The 16,407-nt window shown below is 39.3% G+C and carries 12 protein-coding genes and 1 rRNA gene; 10 read left to right on the forward strand and 3 right to left on the reverse strand.

Annotated features, from left to right (window positions below; genetic code table 11):
- Positions 1-53: 53 nt before the first annotated feature.
- The 3 genes from ntdP (at position 54) to ACVIJU_RS05525 (ending at position 5,294) form a co-directional block, all read left to right on the forward strand.
- Positions 54-581, forward strand: coding sequence for a nucleoside tri-diphosphate phosphatase (gene ntdP, locus ACVIJU_RS05515; RefSeq protein ID WP_063386259.1), 528 nt, complete (start codon positions 54-56; stop codon positions 579-581).
- A 65-nt stretch (positions 582-646) separates the two neighbouring features.
- Positions 647-2,395 (forward strand): ABC transporter ATP-binding protein, encoded by a 1,749-nt coding sequence (locus ACVIJU_RS05520; RefSeq protein WP_066247284.1) that lies wholly within the window; start codon positions 647-649, stop codon positions 2,393-2,395.
- 178 nt (positions 2,396-2,573) lie between these two features.
- Positions 2,574-5,294, forward strand: coding sequence for a tetratricopeptide repeat protein (locus tag ACVIJU_RS05525; RefSeq protein ID WP_117017366.1), 2,721 nt, complete (start codon positions 2,574-2,576; stop codon positions 5,292-5,294).
- A gap of 701 nt (positions 5,295-5,995) precedes the next feature.
- Here ACVIJU_RS05525 and ACVIJU_RS05530 read toward each other — a convergent pair.
- Together ACVIJU_RS05530 and ACVIJU_RS05535 are read right to left on the reverse strand one after the other, a co-directional pair.
- On the reverse strand, positions 5,996-7,069 hold the full coding sequence (locus tag ACVIJU_RS05530) for an FUSC family protein (protein WP_063386256.1): 1,074 nt from the start codon (positions 7,067-7,069) through the stop codon (positions 5,996-5,998).
- Between the two features lie 339 nt (positions 7,070-7,408).
- Positions 7,409-8,710, reverse strand: coding sequence for a glutamate-1-semialdehyde 2,1-aminomutase (locus ACVIJU_RS05535; protein WP_130158649.1), 1,302 nt, complete (start codon positions 8,708-8,710; stop codon positions 7,409-7,411).
- A gap of 162 nt (positions 8,711-8,872) precedes the next feature.
- Between ACVIJU_RS05535 and ACVIJU_RS05540 the strand changes: the two genes are divergently transcribed.
- From ACVIJU_RS05540 to perR, 6 genes are all read left to right on the forward strand, one after another.
- Positions 8,873-9,907 (forward strand): ABC transporter ATP-binding protein, encoded by a 1,035-nt coding sequence (locus ACVIJU_RS05540; protein ID WP_094244558.1) that lies wholly within the window; start codon positions 8,873-8,875, stop codon positions 9,905-9,907.
- Positions 9,900-10,691: an ABC transporter permease gene (locus ACVIJU_RS05545; RefSeq protein ID WP_063386254.1), complete on the forward strand. Its 792-nt coding sequence runs from the start codon at positions 9,900-9,902 to the stop codon at positions 10,689-10,691. Before ACVIJU_RS05540 ends, ACVIJU_RS05545 begins: the two co-directional genes overlap by 8 nt.
- Before the next feature lie 4 nt (positions 10,692-10,695).
- Positions 10,696-11,481, forward strand: a complete 786-nt coding sequence (locus ACVIJU_RS05550; protein ID WP_063386253.1) for an ABC transporter permease — start codon at positions 10,696-10,698, stop codon at positions 11,479-11,481.
- A 140-nt stretch (positions 11,482-11,621) separates the two neighbouring features.
- A complete protein-coding gene (locus ACVIJU_RS05555) occupies positions 11,622-12,026 on the forward strand; it encodes an ion channel (protein ID WP_063386252.1) in 405 nt (134 codons plus the stop codon).
- 61 nt (positions 12,027-12,087) lie between these two features.
- Positions 12,088-12,558 carry a thioredoxin-dependent thiol peroxidase gene (gene bcp, locus ACVIJU_RS05560; RefSeq protein ID WP_063386251.1) on the forward strand — a complete coding sequence of 157 codons (471 nt, stop codon included), beginning with the start codon at positions 12,088-12,090 and terminating at the stop codon, positions 12,556-12,558.
- A 245-nt stretch (positions 12,559-12,803) separates the two neighbouring features.
- On the forward strand, positions 12,804-13,247 hold the full coding sequence (gene perR, locus ACVIJU_RS05565; protein WP_186439264.1) for a peroxide-responsive transcriptional repressor PerR: 444 nt from the start codon (positions 12,804-12,806) through the stop codon (positions 13,245-13,247).
- Between the two features lie 24 nt (positions 13,248-13,271).
- Here the strand turns inward: perR and ACVIJU_RS05570 are convergent, their stop codons facing one another.
- On the reverse strand, positions 13,272-13,634 hold the full coding sequence (locus ACVIJU_RS05570) for a YgzB family protein (RefSeq protein ID WP_063386249.1): 363 nt from the start codon (positions 13,632-13,634) through the stop codon (positions 13,272-13,274).
- A gap of 1,216 nt (positions 13,635-14,850) precedes the next feature.
- Between ACVIJU_RS05570 and ACVIJU_RS05575 the strand changes: the two genes are divergently transcribed.
- Positions 14,851-16,403, forward strand: a 16S ribosomal RNA gene (locus ACVIJU_RS05575).
- Positions 16,404-16,407: the final 4 nt, after the last annotated feature.

Genomic DNA, 16,407 nt, shown 5'->3' on the forward strand with positions numbered 1-16,407 from the left:
AAATGATTTTTTCGGATTTGAAGTGAACTGTTCATTAGAAAGTAGGGAACAAAATGGCGCTGCCAAAGGAAGGAGATATCATTCAAATACACAGTTATAAACATAATGGATGCATTCATCGTGTTTGGGAGGAAACGACCGTTTTAAAAGGATCGCAAAACTGTATTATTGGCGGCAACGATCGAACAACGGTTACCGAAGCTGACGGCAGAACTTGGATTACAAGGGAGCCGGCGATTTGTTATTTTCATGCACGTCATTGGTTTAATGTAATTGGAATGATTCGTGGTGACGGCATTTATTATTATTGCAACATCAGTTCTCCTTTTGTTTGGGATAATGAGGCATTAAAGTATATTGATTATGATTTGGATATTAAAGTGTTCCCGGATATGACCTATACACTGTTAGATGAAGATGAATATGAACGGCATAAGAAATCAATGAAATATCCGCAAGTCATTGACCGTATCTTAAAGAATAATGTGAACAAATTAATTTATTGGATACGCGGTAGAAAAGGTCCGTTTTCCCCTGAATTTATCGATCAGTGGTATGAAAGATATTTAACATATTTATGATGGAAAAGTCTGTTGGAGTATCAACAGACTTTTCGCTTTGCATTGATCTGAAAGGAGAGAAATGGTTGGGTTCGATTAAACGCTATTTTCAATTTGTAAAACCATATAAAAAACAAATTTTTTTAACGATTTTCATCGGGATTATAAAGTTTGGCATTCCTTTGTTAATTCCGCTCGTATTGAAATATATCGTCGACAATATTTTAAACGGATCATTATCAAATGACGTAAAGATAGAGATGCTTCTTTTTTTAATGGGCATCATGTTATTTATATTCCTCGTCATACGGCCGCCGATCGAGTATTATCGGCAATATTTTGCGCAATGGACGGGAAGCAAAATTTTATATGATATTCGCGATCAACTGTTTACTCATCTTCAGCGGCTGAGCTTAAGATATTATTCAAACAATCGTGCGGGAGAAATTATTTCGCGGGTGATTAATGATGTTGAACAAACAAAGACGTTTGTTATTACGGGCCTTATGAATCTATGGCTTGACCTTTTTACTATTATATTTGCCATTGGGATTATGTTTACGATGGATGTCACGTTGACCATTGTATCGATTATGTTGCTTCCTATATACGGATTGTCAGTTAAATATTTTTACGGCAGGCTTCGTCATTTGACAAGAGTTAGGTCGCAGGCGCTGGCAGAGGTGCAGGGGCATTTGCATGAGAGGGTCAGCGGAATGGCTGTCATTCAAAGCTTTGCGAATGAAGAGCATGAACAAAAAGAATTTGATCGTGAAAATCGCAATTTTCTTGAAAGGGCGATTGATCATACAAAATGGAACGCCAAAACGTTTGCTGTTGTTAACACCGTTACTGACCTAGCGCCTCTTTTCGTCATTTTTTACGGGGCTTATGAAGTGATACAAGGGAATTTAACGATCGGGACGATGGTTGCCTTTACAGCCTATATTGATCGGTTGTACAATCCTCTTCGCCGTTTGATTAATTCATCAACTACTTTAACACAGGCTTTCGCTTCAATGGACAGAGTATTTGAGTTTCTTGACGAACCTTACGATATTGTTGATAAACAGGATGCAATAGCAGCAGACAAACTTTCGGGGGAAATTATTTTTGACAAAGTATCCTTTCGCTATCATGACAACGAAGAATTTGTACTAAAGGATATTCATTTAACGATTCAAAAAGGGGAGACGGTCGCTTTTGTAGGGATGAGCGGAGGGGGAAAATCCACCCTTGTGAGTCTTGTTCCGAGGTTTTGGGATGTAACGGAAGGAAAAATTTTGTTGGACGGCATTGACGTTAGAGATTATAAAGTGCAAAGCGTCAGGGAGCAGATCGGCATAGTTTTGCAGGATCCTTTTTTATTCAGTGAATCGATAAAAACGAATATTTTAATTGGCAAACCAAATGCAACGGATGAAGAGGTCATAAAAGCGGCCAAAGCAGCTAACGCTCACGAGTTTATTATGAGTTTGCCTGATGGCTATGATACGAAAGTGGGCGAAAGAGGCGTGAAGTTATCCGGCGGTCAAAAACAGCGAATTGCAATTGCCCGAGTATTTTTAAAAAATCCGCCGATTTTCATTTTGGATGAGGCTACGTCTGCTTTGGATTTAGAAAGTGAACAATTTATCCAAGAAGCCCTTGATAAACTGGCAAAAAACCGTACGACCTTAATTGTTGCCCATCGTCTGTCTACAATTACTCATGCAGATAAAATTGTACTAATTGAAAACGGGAAAATTGTTGAAACCGGAACTCATGAAGAACTAATGAAAAAGCGTGGACATTACTATAAACTATTTCAAATTCAGCAATTGGGTGAATGGTAAAAAATACCGCAGCAAAATGGGTAATTAGCCATTTGCTTTGAAATCCATAATATACTTTAATTTTAGCAAGACTTTTGCCAGTCAAGTTTTTCATAAATTTTTGATTCAATCCCTTTTGAAAAAACGATTTTGGTAGAATAAAAGAAAAGACTAAATTCGTATAAGAACGGAGGTTGTCATGGCGGCGGAAAAGCAGTTAATTGAAAAAAACTTTTATCAAACATTATTAAAAGAAAATGAAACGAAACATCCGATCCAACTGCTTGGGGAGCTTTTTCAAGAAGAACAAAAAAAGGTCGCATATGATCTGTCTTATGTACGATATGCTCAAGGAGAAGTATATTTCCACCACAAAGATTATGAAGCGGCAATTTTTAAATGGGAAAATATAGAGAATGAGCTGGCGCCATGGGCGAGAAAAAATATCGGAGATGCATATTTTGAATTAGGATTATTTTCATCTGCGGAAGAAATGTACCGTTCCATTGAAACGGATTCAAAAGTTCTTAAAGCAGAAGCATCGCTAAAGCTGTTTTCGCTTCACCGACTTCAAGGAGAAAAAGAAAAGGCATATGAGGCGATTCGTGATGCGGTATCGATCAACCCTGACCATGGTCAAGCATCCACCATAGCTATTCAATTTTATGAAGAACAGGAAGATTGGGACAAAGCTGTCCATCTTACGGTTGAAGAATTAATTCGGACTGAAAAAGCGGAATGGTTTCAGCGTTTGATCAATTATGTTGAACAAGGTTTTGTCAAAGAAAAAGAGCCGGATTATTTCTTTAAAGCATTAACGGTTTTATACAGAACCGACGTAGAGCAATTCGAGAAGCTTGCTGTTTCGCTGTGGCGATGCTATAAACACGATCAAAAATATTTTATTCCATGGTTAAAGACGATAAACAATCTAATTTTCAATGTGAAAGTGGACGAATTTCAGCATTGGGATGAAATATCGCGCTTTTATGAAGAATCCTATAATAAGCTTCTTGGCGGATCATATTTACTAAAAGAGCTTCAAGATATTATGCCGGACATTTTAGCCAATTGGCTGAAACTATCGACAGGAAAACAACTATCGACCGCTGCAGCAGCTGTCGTTGCATGGAGTGAAATTTACCGTTCAAGCTTAGATGAGAAAGTGATTGAAGAAGCGGAGCACGTTTTGGCATCAGGTAGTCATGATCGTGCTGATGGTCATGAAGCCAAAAAACGGCTATTTGCGAAGCTGGCCGATTGGGCGGAAATAAATCAAGTAAATCTTGGGCAGAAATATCATTGGATATTAAAAAAGATTTTTGAACAGAACGAACATTATTTGCTCATTGTTGGAGAAAGCGGTTTTGCCCGATCGCTGCTTGGCCATTCTCTTCCAAGCATTCCTTCATCAAAAATTACTATTTACTGCCATGAAGACCGGACAGACATAAAGCAAATAAATAATGAAAGCATAACAGATGTATTCGCTGAAGAAGATGCGGCAGTTCGTGAAGATGGAACAATTGTTGCGGTATGTGCGCCTAATGATTTGTTAAACGATCATAAGCTAAGTTTAATAGAAGTACCTGACATAGAGCATGTTGATCAAGAGGAGCTAAAGGAATATATACAACTGGCTGATGGGTTGGTATATGTCCATCCAGAGCATCAACCTGCTTCAGTTGAGAAAATGGTAGAAAGCCTGGCATCGATTGCTTTAAAAAAGGAGCTTCCAATTTACTTTTTGCTTGAAGATAGCGGCATGCTTCATAATCATTTTAAAGAACAAATACTTGACTTTTTCCCGGAAGCTGAATTTTTCCCATTCCCTTCAAGAAATGAAGGAGAGAAGCGGAAACAGTCCTTCGCTGAATTTATTCATTCACGTTTTCCGTTTCATCAAGATAACAAAACGGAGAAGCTGTTGTTTTTCTTGAAAAAAGCTATTAAATATGCTTATAGCAAACGGATGGAATTAGAGCAGCATTTAGAAGAAAACATCGATAAAAATAAAGAAATCGTGTCTCGATTAAAAGGATTAATACACAGCCTTGGCGATATGGAAAATGAAAAAGCTAAGGAATTGAGGCAGTCACTCCGCTCCACATTGGAAGAAATAAAAAAGGATCTTCTTGATGAGTTAAGGACTATTTTGCGATCTGCATCGAAATTCATAACGGAAAACAGCGATTTCAGCCATTTACACATAGAATTGAACAAAAAAATGAACGATCAGGTGAAGGCGCATTTTGCTGAAACGCTGCTTCCAAAAATGTCGCAAAAAATGGGAGAATGGGTTTCATTTGCTGAAAGCGAGCTAAAACAATGCCAAGTCTATTTAGATGAAATGTGTGAATCGTTTAATTCATTGTACGGTCATGACCGTGTGAAGCTTATGTCTGATTTCAAAGTAGTGGATGATTGGCGGCGGGATATTGATCGTCTGACAACAGTGGTGAACATCGAAGAAGAAAATATTATGAACCGCTTTAAGCCTGCACAAGTTATATTAAAAGGAGCAGGAAAGCTGTTTTCGTCCATTGGGAAAAACAAGCTGTTTATCGCACAGCAATACAAAAAATACATTGAAACTGAAACATTCGATGATGCGATTCAATCGATGATCCGAAAATTTTTTGCTCAATTCGACTTATTTGAAAAAGGAATTGAACGAGATGTGAAAATGTTTTTCCGTGAACCTGTTCACAACCTTGAACAAATTGTGCAAGAAGGAGAGCAGCAAATTCGGACAGATCAACAACAATTGGACAGCTTGAAAACAAACCCAGAGATTTATTATGATCCGCTGACAGTTTTTGAATTAAACTTAAGACAATGTGAAATATTGAATGAATACCATTCCTTAAACAATAAAGCGGTCGAAACGAATATAAATAAGTTTTCTAGCGGAGATTAAAGCAATGCTTAGCACATTTTTAGATTAGGGGCTGTCCATAAAGTCAAATCCCCATTGAAAAACAAAAAAATCATAAACATCGATATATCAACGTTTCTAAAACATTAAAGGGGGCGTCAATAAGCCGAAAAAACGACTTATTAGACAGCTCCTATTTATTTTATTAGTAGAAGTGAAACGCAGGTCGAGACTGTCTGAGAGCTTTGAGCTCAAAAAGCTGACCGTGATTCTAAAGGAGCCTCCTTGTGATAACATCCAACAAAGCTTTGAGTTGGAAAGCTGAGAAAATACAGCTGTTCCAAATGATATAAAACTTGCCTGCGCTTGGATGATATAAGACGATTTCAATTTAACAAGATGAAGCGGTTTGGAAACAGCATTTCGGCGGGGAGCAGTTGGATGATCATGAAGACAAATTAAAACGCAGCCTTTATCTGCAAAGCTGCGTCCATGAAATTCCAGTTATCATTTGCAGCGGATAAAAATGAAATAAGATTTATTTCCAAGGCAGAAAAGCTCCCGATACTTTTCTGAGAGAAGAGAGGTCTTTCAGCTTCTCAAATAAATTAAATGATTGTCTTAAAAAGCTCTTAAAAAAGATGAAAGACTACAGAATTCATGAATGAAATTCTGTAGTCTTTTACAATTTTTTGCTTTTTTCATCGCCTTCTGAAGGCTGTAATATACGGAGATGAACTTGTTTACTCTTCATCCTCCACATGAATTTTATTTTCTTTTTTATGGAAATGTTGAAAGCTGTTAATCAATGTATCTAAATGCTCCAATTGATCGTGATAATCAACGATGGCGGAGACTAAAGATAGTATTTGGTAAAACGAATCGGAATCTTCCGCTTCTTTTTCAAATTTCAAAAACGCTTGAATGAATTCTTTTCGATTAAATTTGTCATAGGGAAGCAGGTCTTCAGCGTGATTATTTTTAATTTTTTTTGTTATTTTTAACAGCGCCTGCTCATGCAAAATTAATAAAAAGTCAAGCTCTGATATAAGCATTTCATGGAGCTTTCTAGGTATTTGCCGAAGTTCGTTTTCCAAGCAATGAATTTGGCGCAATGTGTAAAATGCCCTGTTCGTTGTGATAATCATCTGTCTATACAGGACAAGTTTTCTTGATTTTGGCAATACCTTCGCTTTAGAATAAGTTCGCTCTTCTTTGTAAAGCAAAAATAAATGATCAAGTTTTATCAGCTGATCTTTGATTTTGTCTATTTCCTCTTTAAGAGGGGCAAACTCAGATTTATTTCGAATATTGATCCGAATCCATTTCATAATCTCATGGGAAATTTCGGTGATTTTATGGTAAAGCTTTGTTTCGTATTTTGGCGGCATAAATATCAAATTAACAAAAAAAGCTGATAAAACCCCAAGTAAAATCGTTAAAAACCGTATGGTAGCAAACTGTACAAAATCGTCACCTGTTGTTTCAAGTATCGCAATAACCGTTACTAAAGCAATTGCAATTGTGTTTTCAATCTTTAATTTTAAACAAATAGCAATGGTAATCACTGCTGTAAGACCAATAATAAACGGGTTTGTTCCGAAAGAAATCCCGAATAAAACTGCGACAACAGCGCCGATTATATTTGCCTGAACTTGTTCAATTACGGTTAAATATGATCTATATATTGACGGCTGTATCGCAAAGATAGCTGCAATCCCTGCAAATGCTGGAGATGGAAAATGAAGCATCTCTGCCAGCATTAATGCCAGTGTAATTGCAATACCTGTTTTTAAGATACGGGCTCCAAGTTTCATGTTGAATAAAAATTTTTCCTTCCTTTCATCAAAAAGGTTGTAAGCTATTCAGACTATACATTGTTTAACACGAATATTCAAGGTTATTTTAAGAGAAAGGAAAAAATTAACACTCTTGTAATATGATATGATCCTTTAATATAGACAGACCAAATAGTTACGTTGTGATCGAGCGAACTTTTGCACTTTTTTCGTACAACTGAAGAGGCGGCAGTTTTACATCACCTCCATCGTTTCCAAAAGAAATAAACAACCTGAGTCCATAAATATCGGGCTCAGGCTGCTTAAAGATTTACTTTTTCATTCTGCCTGCTTGTGCAGTAGGCGCTTTAGTAAGACTCATTTTTTGTCATGTGAAAGCTGTTTAAACGATTGTTCGACTGCCGAAATGGTTTTTTTAATGTCCTCTTCTGTATGAGCGATTGTAATAAACCAGGCCTCATATTTAGACGGCGCCAAATTAATGCCTTGATGAAGCATCAGTTTAAAAAATTTAGCAAACATTTCTCCGTCTGTTTTTTCGGCTTGCTCATAATTCGTCACCTTTTCGCGTGTAAAATATACTGTTAATGCACCTTTTAAACGGTTGATGGTGATCGGTATATTATATGATCTTCCAGCGTTTAAAATGCCTTCTTCAAGCATCCTGCCGAGCTTATCAAGATAGTCATAAACTCCTTCTTCGCTCAGCACTTCCAAACAAGCAATTCCTGCTAAGATCGATGCAGGGTTTCCTGCCATCGTCCCTGCCTGATAAGCCGGTCCTAATGGCGCCACCTGCTCCATAATTTCTTTACGGCCGCCGTAAGCTCCGATCGGAAGGCCTCCGCCGATAATTTTTCCAAGTGCGGTTAAATCAGGCTCTACATGAAGCAGATTTTGGGCACCGCCGTACATAAATCGAAACGCTGTAATAACTTCGTCAAAAATAAGCAGCGCGCCTGCTTTGTGAGTAAGCTGTTTGACTGTTTCTAAAAATCCTTCCTTAGGTTCCACAATACCAAAGTTTCCGACAATTGGTTCAACTAAAACGGCTGCAACTTCATTTCCCCATCTATGAATAGCTTGTTCAAACGCCTCCACATCATTAAAAGGTACAGTGATAACTTCTTGAGCAATGCTTTTTGGTACCCCTGCGGAATCAGGCGTTCCAAGGGTAGATGGACCTGATCCTGCTGCGACAAGCACCAAATCGGAATGTCCATGGTAGCACCCGGCAAATTTAATGATTTTATCCCTTCCTGTGTATGCACGGGCAACTCGAATTGTTGTCATTACTGCTTCTGTTCCAGAATTGACGAAGCGGACCTTTTCTAGAGAAGGGATAGCTTCTTTTAACATTTTTGCAAATTTGATTTCATGAGGCGTCGGTGTTCCATATAGGACGCCTGTCTCGGCAGCGTGCTTGATTGCTTTTGTAATATGAGGGTGTGCATGGCCGGTGATGATCGGGCCATATGCTGCTAAGTAATCGATATATTTGTTGCCATCAACATCCCAAAAATAGGCGCCCTGCGCCCGCTCCATTACAACAGGTGCTCCTCCGCCGACAGCTTTATAAGAACGGGACGGGCTATTTACCCCTCCTACAATATGTTCGAGCGCTTCTTTATGCAGCTGTTCTGATTTTGTAAAATTCATTGTTTCACCTTCTTTTTTACTTAACTGTACAGCCAAAAATATTCAAGCATCCTCGTTTATTCTAGCACTTTTCATAAAAAAGAAAAAAGGTGCATGCAAATTGTTAATTTCAAATAATTCGAGTAAACTAATGTTTGTGATTGATCGATGGAGGTTACAGCTATGAATGTCATTGAAGTAGAGAATTTGCGCAAAGAATTTAAGAGCTATTCAAGCCGCTCTGGATTAAAGGGGGCTTTTCGCGATTTATTCACTAGAAACTATAAAATCAACAGAGCTGTTAATGATATTTCCTTTACAGTGAAACAGGGAGAAATGGTGGGTTATATAGGTGAAAACGGCGCAGGAAAATCGACAACGATCAAAATGCTAACAGGGATTTTAACACCGACATCAGGGAAGGTCCTGGTGAACAATATGAATCCTCATAAGGAACGGGAAAAGTTTGTCCGGACAATCGGTGTTGTATTCGGACAGCGTTCACAGCTTTGGTGGGATATTGCTGTTCAAGAGTCATTCAGGCTTTTAAAAAAGGTATATAAAGTGTCCGATCAAGATTATAACGAACATATGGATCATGTCATTAAAACGCTGGATATCGGCCCTTTGTTAGATAAGCCGGTGCGAAAGCTGTCATTAGGGCAGCGGATGAGATGCGAGCTTGCCGCAGCATTAATTCATAATCCTCCTCTTTTATTTTTGGATGAGCCGACGATCGGCTTGGACGTTTTAGTCAAGCTGAAAATTCGTGAATTTTTGAAAGAGATAAATGCAAAATACAAAACAACGATTTTGCTGACGACACATGATATTGCGGATATAGAAGCATTGTGTGAACGCGTCATAATGCTTGATGAAGGAAAAATTATATATGACGGCTCTTTGGACCATTTGCGCGGGAATTGGGGAAAAGGGAAGCAAATTGAATTTCAATTTGCCTCTTCTGTTGATGAATCCCTTTTATTGCAATTAACGAATGGTTTTCACGTGCAATGGATGAAGGGAGATAAAAGCAATGTTTGGATCGCGCAAATTGCGAATCATGAGGAAATGCCGGAAATCATTAGCCGCGTCATGAAGGCTCAAACTATCGTGGATCTAAGCATTAAAGAAATATCAACGGAGGAGATTATACGCAACATTTATGAAAAAGGTGATGCGAACAGTAACTTAGAAAAGGTGATCATGAATGTCTAAATATTTGGAAATGATCCGCATCCGTTTTTTAATGATGCTCGCTTACAGGACAAACTATTATTCTGGAATTCTCATATACAGCATTAATATCGGTGCTTACTACTTTTTATGGACAGCCATTTATGGGGGAAAAGAAAGCATTCAAGGTTTAGATGCAGCGCAAATGGTGACATACGTGGCAATTTCATGGATGGCAAGAGCATTTTATTTTAACAACATCGACAGGGAAATCGCAATGGAAATTAGAGAAGGAAAAGTGGCAGTGGAGCTGATTCGTCCCTACAATTATCTTGGCATGAAAACGATGCAGGCGTTTGGAGAAGGCGTTTTTCGCCTTTTCTTTTTTTCCATGCCTGGAATGGTGATTGTAAGCTTTATTTTTCCGCTCGAATTACCGCTTGATTGGCAGGCGTGGTCTTTTTTTGCCATTTCCATATTTTTTAGTTTTGTTATTAATACAGAAATTAATTTATTGACAGGAATCTCAGCTTTTTTCTTATTTAACAACGACGGACTAATGAGAGCGAAACGCGTCATCATTGACTTGTTTTCCGGACTACTGCTCCCCATTAGCTTCTACCCAGTTTGGGCTCAAGAAATAATGGAATATTTGCCTTTTCAAGCAATCAGTTATATTCCAAGCATGATCTTTACAAAAGGATTCCAAGAAGCTGAAATTACAGACGCTATTCTTTTTCAATTGTTTTGGTCCATTTTATTGATCATTCCAATTTGTGCTATGTGGGCGGTTGCGAAAAGAAAAATGATTATTCAAGGGGGGTGAAAAGATGTTTTATGTGTCAATGTTTTTTCAATATATCGCTCAATATTTAAAAACAAGGATGGAATACAGAGCGGATATGATTGTAGAGATATTGTCTGATCTATTGTTTCAGGCAGTAAATTTAGTTTTCATTCTCGTCGTATTTGGACATACAGAATCGCTTGGCGGCTGGCAAAGAGATGAAATTATTTTCATTTATGGCTTTTTCTTAGTTCCTTATGCTTTATTCAGCACCTTTTTTAACATTTGGGATTTTAATGAACGATATATTGTAAACGGTGAAATGGATCGCATTTTAACGAGACCGATCCACAGTTTGTTTCAGGTGATATTGGAGAGAATGGAGCTTGAATCGCTTTTTGGCGTTATTACAGGGCTTGTTGTCATGGGGTATGCAGCAGCCCGGCTGAATCTTACTTTTCATTGGTATGACATTTTTATTTTTATTCTATTTGTATTTGGCGGCACCCTTGTCTGCGGCAGTATTTTTGTTGCGCTTGCATCGATTGGGTTTTGGTCGGATGCAAAAACATCGATTATGCCAATGATGTATAACATTGGAAACTACGGCCGCTATCCAGTAAATATTTACAACGATGTGATACGTTTTATTTTAACGTGGATTTTGCCGTTTGCCTTTGTGGGAGTTTATCCGGCTTCCTATTTTTTACGAAAAACGGATTGGTATATTTACGCTTTTTTAACTCCTGTGATAGGCCTTCTGTTTTTTATTTTGTCGGTTATTATTTGGAATATTGGAGTGAAGCGATATCGAGGGGCAGGAAGCTGATCATAGTTTCCTTTCGTTAAGCGATAAAATTCAAAGAGGCTGTTGACATCAGTTTGGTTGACGAACAAGTTTCCTTTAGCTAGTGATAAAATTCAATAAGGCTGAATAACATGTACAAACAATAATTTTCGGGGGAAATTATGGCGATTGTCGTAGGAACAGGGATAATGTTCTGTTTGGTTATGAGCATTCGAACGATGTTTTCTGCTGTGAAAAGAGGTACGTTCCTTACGTTTGAAACTGTATATTTAATTGCTTTAGTATATGCCTCTTTTTTGTTAGGATTTGGTGTGATTTATTTAATTTTAACTCAATACGGCTTTCCGATTTTAGCTGAATCTGGGCGGCCTCTTTATGGGACGTATTTAGAAAATTTAACCACCTGCTTATACTTTAGTGCAGTTACGCTGTTTTCTGTAGGCTATGGGGATATCACTCCTTTCGGCATTGGAAGGTGGATTGCAATTGTACAGGCGATGATTGGCTACATATTGCCTACGGTTGTTGTTGCCAAAACAATGATTGATATTGAGAAGAAACAATAGTTGTAACATGAAGCGAAATTCGGTACGCTGAAGATAAAATGAACAACTGGAGGGATTAGATATGGCAGCTGAAGTGGGAAAGCCTGCACCAGATTTTGAGCTGACTGCTGACACTGGAGAAAAAGTAAAACTTTCTGATTTTAAAGGAAAATATGTAGTGCTGTATTTTTACCCGAAAGATATGACTCCGGGATGCACAACGGAAGCGTGCGATTTTCGCGATAAATATGAAAGCTTTCAAGAGCTTGATGCCGTCATTTTAGGAGTAAGCCCTGATCCGCAGGAACGACATCAAAAATTTAAAGAGAAGCACGGGCTCCCTTTTTTGCTTCTCGTTGATGAAGATCATAAAGTTGCGGAACAATACGGAGTATGGAAATTAAAGAAAAACTTTGGAAAAGAATACATGGGAATCGAACGATCTACTTTTATTATAGACAAACAAGGAATATTAGTGAAAGAATGGCGAAAAGTAAAAGTGAAAGGACATGTTGAAGAAGCTCTCACATTTATTCAAAATAGAGAAGAATGACAGCAAATGATTTGCTCTGTTCACCCTATGTTGTCAAGGCGGGCATTTGTGCCCGCTTTTTCCCGTGCAAAAGCGAAAATCTTTTTCTTAAATTGGTGCATTTTTTCAATGGATAGATAAAATGTTCTACTAAATTAAACGCTCCCATTGACAAAAGTCTTATAATCAATGTACACTAATTATAAATATTATAAAGTAATAATGATACAAAATAAGAATGTTTTCAAGAAATGAGGTGCATGGCGATGTCAGACAATACGTTAAAGGAAGCTCTTGAAATTTTAAAACAAACGGGAGTCCGCATCACTCCGCAGCGTCATGCGATTTTGGAGTATTTAGTTAATTCAATGAATCATCCAACTGCTGATGATATATATAAAGCGTTAGAAGGTAAGTTTCCAAACATGAGTGTTGCAACTGTTTATAACAACCTTCGGGTATTTCGTGAAGTTGGACTGGTAAAAGAATTAACGTATGGCGATGCATCTAGTCGATTCGATTTTGTGACAACGGAGCATTATCATGTCATTTGCGAGGAATGCGGAAAAATCGTTGATTTCCATTATCCAGGTTTAGACGAGGTGGAGGATCTTGCAGAGCATGTAACGAACTTTAAAGTTAGCCACCACCGAATGGAAATATACGGGAAATGCCCTGCATGTCAGCAAAAAGAAAAAAATATGCACTGAGAAAGCTGGTAGGAAAACAAACTATCAGCTTTCTCTTTTCCTTGATTTACGATTGTACTTTTCGTCGAATTCTTTGCCTTCAAGCTCTTTATCAAGAGTCAAAGGCTCTCTGCAATACATGCACATATCCACACGACCGAGCATTTTTGTCACTTTCCCGCATGAAGGACATACTACTTGAACAGCTCTCGTCGATAGCATCCCGATCCAGAAATAGACGACAGTACTTCCGATGATGGATAATAAACCAAGCAGCATGAAAATGGTCATGACCCATACATGTTCTCTGAAAAAGATGCCTATGTACATAATGATAAAACCAACAAATACTAAACTTAAGGCAAAAGTGCGGATTTTATTTATTTTGCTTGTATATTTTTTAGCCATTGTACAAACCTCCTGAACACTACTATAGCATATTTTCACTTTTTTTTCGTCACAGAACGGCCAATTGCTAACTGTATTTCGTTTTTTATTTATAGAAGCTTTTGTTTAATGTGTTTTATTCAGACAGCGGATGAATAAATGATTTGCAGAGAATCTATATACACTTAAAGAAAGGACTCGCCATCCAGATACATTAGCTGTATTATTTAATAGAAAAAGAATGCTGCTTCTCTGCAATCCGATTATTTGGCCTTTGCTTTGCTGCTGTTGTTTATACAAACCTCCGATAAACCTTTGATTATAAAATATTATGGATTACTTAATGAAAAGGCAGCACTCAATATAGCAACAAATTTTTTAGGCAGTAGCCGGAGAATTATCGACTGATGTTTAAATAATGGAAAAATATTGTTTGACTGGAACGAGTATCTTTCCGATCTGAATCGAGCGTTAAAATACATTACCATTTCGGGGCGGAAAAGTTACCATCGTCGAAGATAATCAGGAACTCAACCAGAAGAGAGAAAGTGGAAAAATTCAGTTGAATTTGCAAAATTAATTAGACAGTGTTGGCTAAAGGAAAAGCATTGTTGATGCAAAACGATATCTTTGAAGCATATAATCATATTGTTGCTGCACTGCATCACTTGTAAAGACCGGAAGTGATCGGTTTCTGGCTGCTATATGTGCTCAAGTAAACCAAGCTGTATAAATAATTAAATTAATTGAATATGATAAAGGGCAGTATAAAAACGTTTCAAATTATTTTTATACTGCGTTTGGCTGTTTAATCCGTTCAAAAGCTGATTTCTGTGCGGCTCAAAAAATGTTTTTTCCGAGTTATTTGAACATCTTAAAGTCAGACTGTATTTTGCGGATTAAGTGTGCTGCTGGAATATTTAATTTAATCGAGCGGATTCAGTTGTTTAGAAATCAAAGGGAACAGGCGTTGGCAGTTTTTATTGATATTTTTTAAAAAAAGTGTTGACACTAAAATTTCATGATGATATATTATAAAGCGTCGCTGTTGAAAAGATGAATAATCTTCGAAACAGCAAAATAATCTATAAATGTAAGTTTAAAAATTTTATTCCGGTTGTTGACATAACTTCATTTATCTGCTAGAATAAAAAACCTGATCGGAAATGATCTTTGAAAACTGAACAAAACGAAAAGCGTGCCTGTTGATTCTAAAAGAGCATTTGGTGACAAACTTTTTTTGGAGAGTTTGATCCTGGCTCAGGACGAACGCTGGCGGCGTGCCTAATACATGCAAGTCGAGCGGACCGAAGGGAGCTTGCTCCTTTAGGTTAGCGGCGGACGGGTGAGTAACACGTGGGCAACCTGCCCTGCAGACTGGGATAACTTCGGGAAACCGGAGCTAATACCGGATAACACCGAAAACCGCATGGTTTTCGGTTGAAAGGCGGCATTAGCTGTCACTGCAGGATGGGCCCGCGGCGCATTAGCTAGTTGGTGAGGTAACGGCTCACCAAGGCGACGATGCGTAGCCGACCTGAGAGGGTGACCGGCCACACTGGGACTGAGACACGGCCCAGACTCCTACGGGAGGCAGCAGTAGGGAATCTTCCGCAATGGACGAAAGTCTGACGGAGCAACGCCGCGTGAGCGAAGAAGGTCTTCGGATCGTAAAGCTCTGTTGTCAGGGAAGAACAAGTGCCGTTCGAACAGGGCGGTACCTTGACGGTACCTGACGAGGAAGCCACGGCTAACTACGTGCCAGCAGCCGCGGTAATACGTAGGTGGCAAGCGTTGTCCGGAATTATTGGGCGTAAAGCGCGCGCAGGCGGTTCCTTAAGTCTGATGTGAAATCTCGCGGCTCAACCGCGAGCGGCCATTGGAAACTGGGGAACTTGAGTGCAGGAGAGGGGAGCGGAATTCCACGTGTAGCGGTGAAATGCGTAGAGATGTGGAGGAACACCAGTGGCGAAGGCGGCTCTCTGGCCTGTAACTGACGCTGAGGCGCGAAAGCGTGGGGAGCGAACAGGATTAGATACCCTGGTAGTCCACGCCGTAAACGATGAGTGCTAAGTGTTAGAGGGTATCCACCCTTTAGTGCTGCAGCAAACGCATTAAGCACTCCGCCTGGGGAGTACGGCCGCAAGGCTGAAACTCAAAGGAATTGACGGGGACCCGCACAAGCGGTGGAGCATGTGGTTTAATTCGAAGCAACGCGAAGAACCTTACCAGGTCTTGACATCCCCTGACAACCCTAGAGATAGGGCGTTCCCCTTTCGGGGACAGGGTGACAGGTGGTGCATGGTTGTCGTCAGCTCGTGTCGTGAGATGTTGGGTTAAGTCCCGCAACGAGCGCAACCCTTGACCTTAGTTGCCAGCATTCAGTTGGGCACTCTAAGGTGACTGCCGGCTAAAAGTCGGAGGAAGGTGGGGATGACGTCAAATCATCATGCCCCTTATGACCTGGGCTACACACGTGCTACAATGGGTGGTACAAAGGGCAGCGAAACCGCGAGGTGGAGCGAATCCCAAAAAACCACTCTCAGTTCGGATTGCAGGCTGCAACTCGCCTGCATGAAGCCGGAATCGCTAGTAATCGCGGATCAGCATGCCGCGGTGAATACGTTCCCGGGTCTTGTACACACCGCCCGTCACACCACGAGAGTTTGTAACACCCGAAGTCGGTGGGGTAACCCTTACGGGAGCCAGCCGCCGAAGGTGGGACAAATGATTGGGGTGAAGTCGTAACAAGGTAGCCGTATCGGAAGGTGCGGCTGGATCACCTCCTTTCTAA

The organism is Aeribacillus sp. SP014, from assembly GCF_054055575.1.

Bases quoted from the DNA above. Each gene is read 5' to 3' on its own strand.
- bcp (WP_063386251.1), top strand. From the start codon at position 12,088: ATGGCAGCTGAAGTGGGAAAGCCTGCACCAGATTTTGAGCTGACTGCT.
- ACVIJU_RS05540 (WP_094244558.1), top strand. From the start codon at position 8,873: ATGAATGTCATTGAAGTAGAGAATTTGCGCAAAGAATTTAAGAGCTAT.
- ACVIJU_RS05555 (WP_063386252.1), top strand. From the start codon at position 11,622: ATGGCGATTGTCGTAGGAACAGGGATAATGTTCTGTTTGGTTATGAGC.
- ACVIJU_RS05530 (WP_063386256.1), bottom strand. From the start codon at position 7,069: ATGAAACTTGGAGCCCGTATCTTAAAAACAGGTATTGCAATTACACTG.
- ACVIJU_RS05570 (WP_063386249.1), bottom strand. From the start codon at position 13,634: ATGGCTAAAAAATATACAAGCAAAATAAATAAAATCCGCACTTTTGCC.
- ACVIJU_RS05545 (WP_063386254.1), top strand. From the start codon at position 9,900: ATGTCTAAATATTTGGAAATGATCCGCATCCGTTTTTTAATGATGCTC.
- ACVIJU_RS05535 (WP_130158649.1), bottom strand. From the start codon at position 8,710: ATGAATTTTACAAAATCAGAACAGCTGCATAAAGAAGCGCTCGAACAT.
- ntdP (WP_063386259.1), top strand. From the start codon at position 54: ATGGCGCTGCCAAAGGAAGGAGATATCATTCAAATACACAGTTATAAA.
- ACVIJU_RS05525 (WP_117017366.1), top strand. From the start codon at position 2,574: ATGGCGGCGGAAAAGCAGTTAATTGAAAAAAACTTTTATCAAACATTA.
- perR (WP_186439264.1), top strand. From the start codon at position 12,804: ATGTCAGACAATACGTTAAAGGAAGCTCTTGAAATTTTAAAACAAACG.
- ACVIJU_RS05550 (WP_063386253.1), top strand. From the start codon at position 10,696: ATGTTTTATGTGTCAATGTTTTTTCAATATATCGCTCAATATTTAAAA.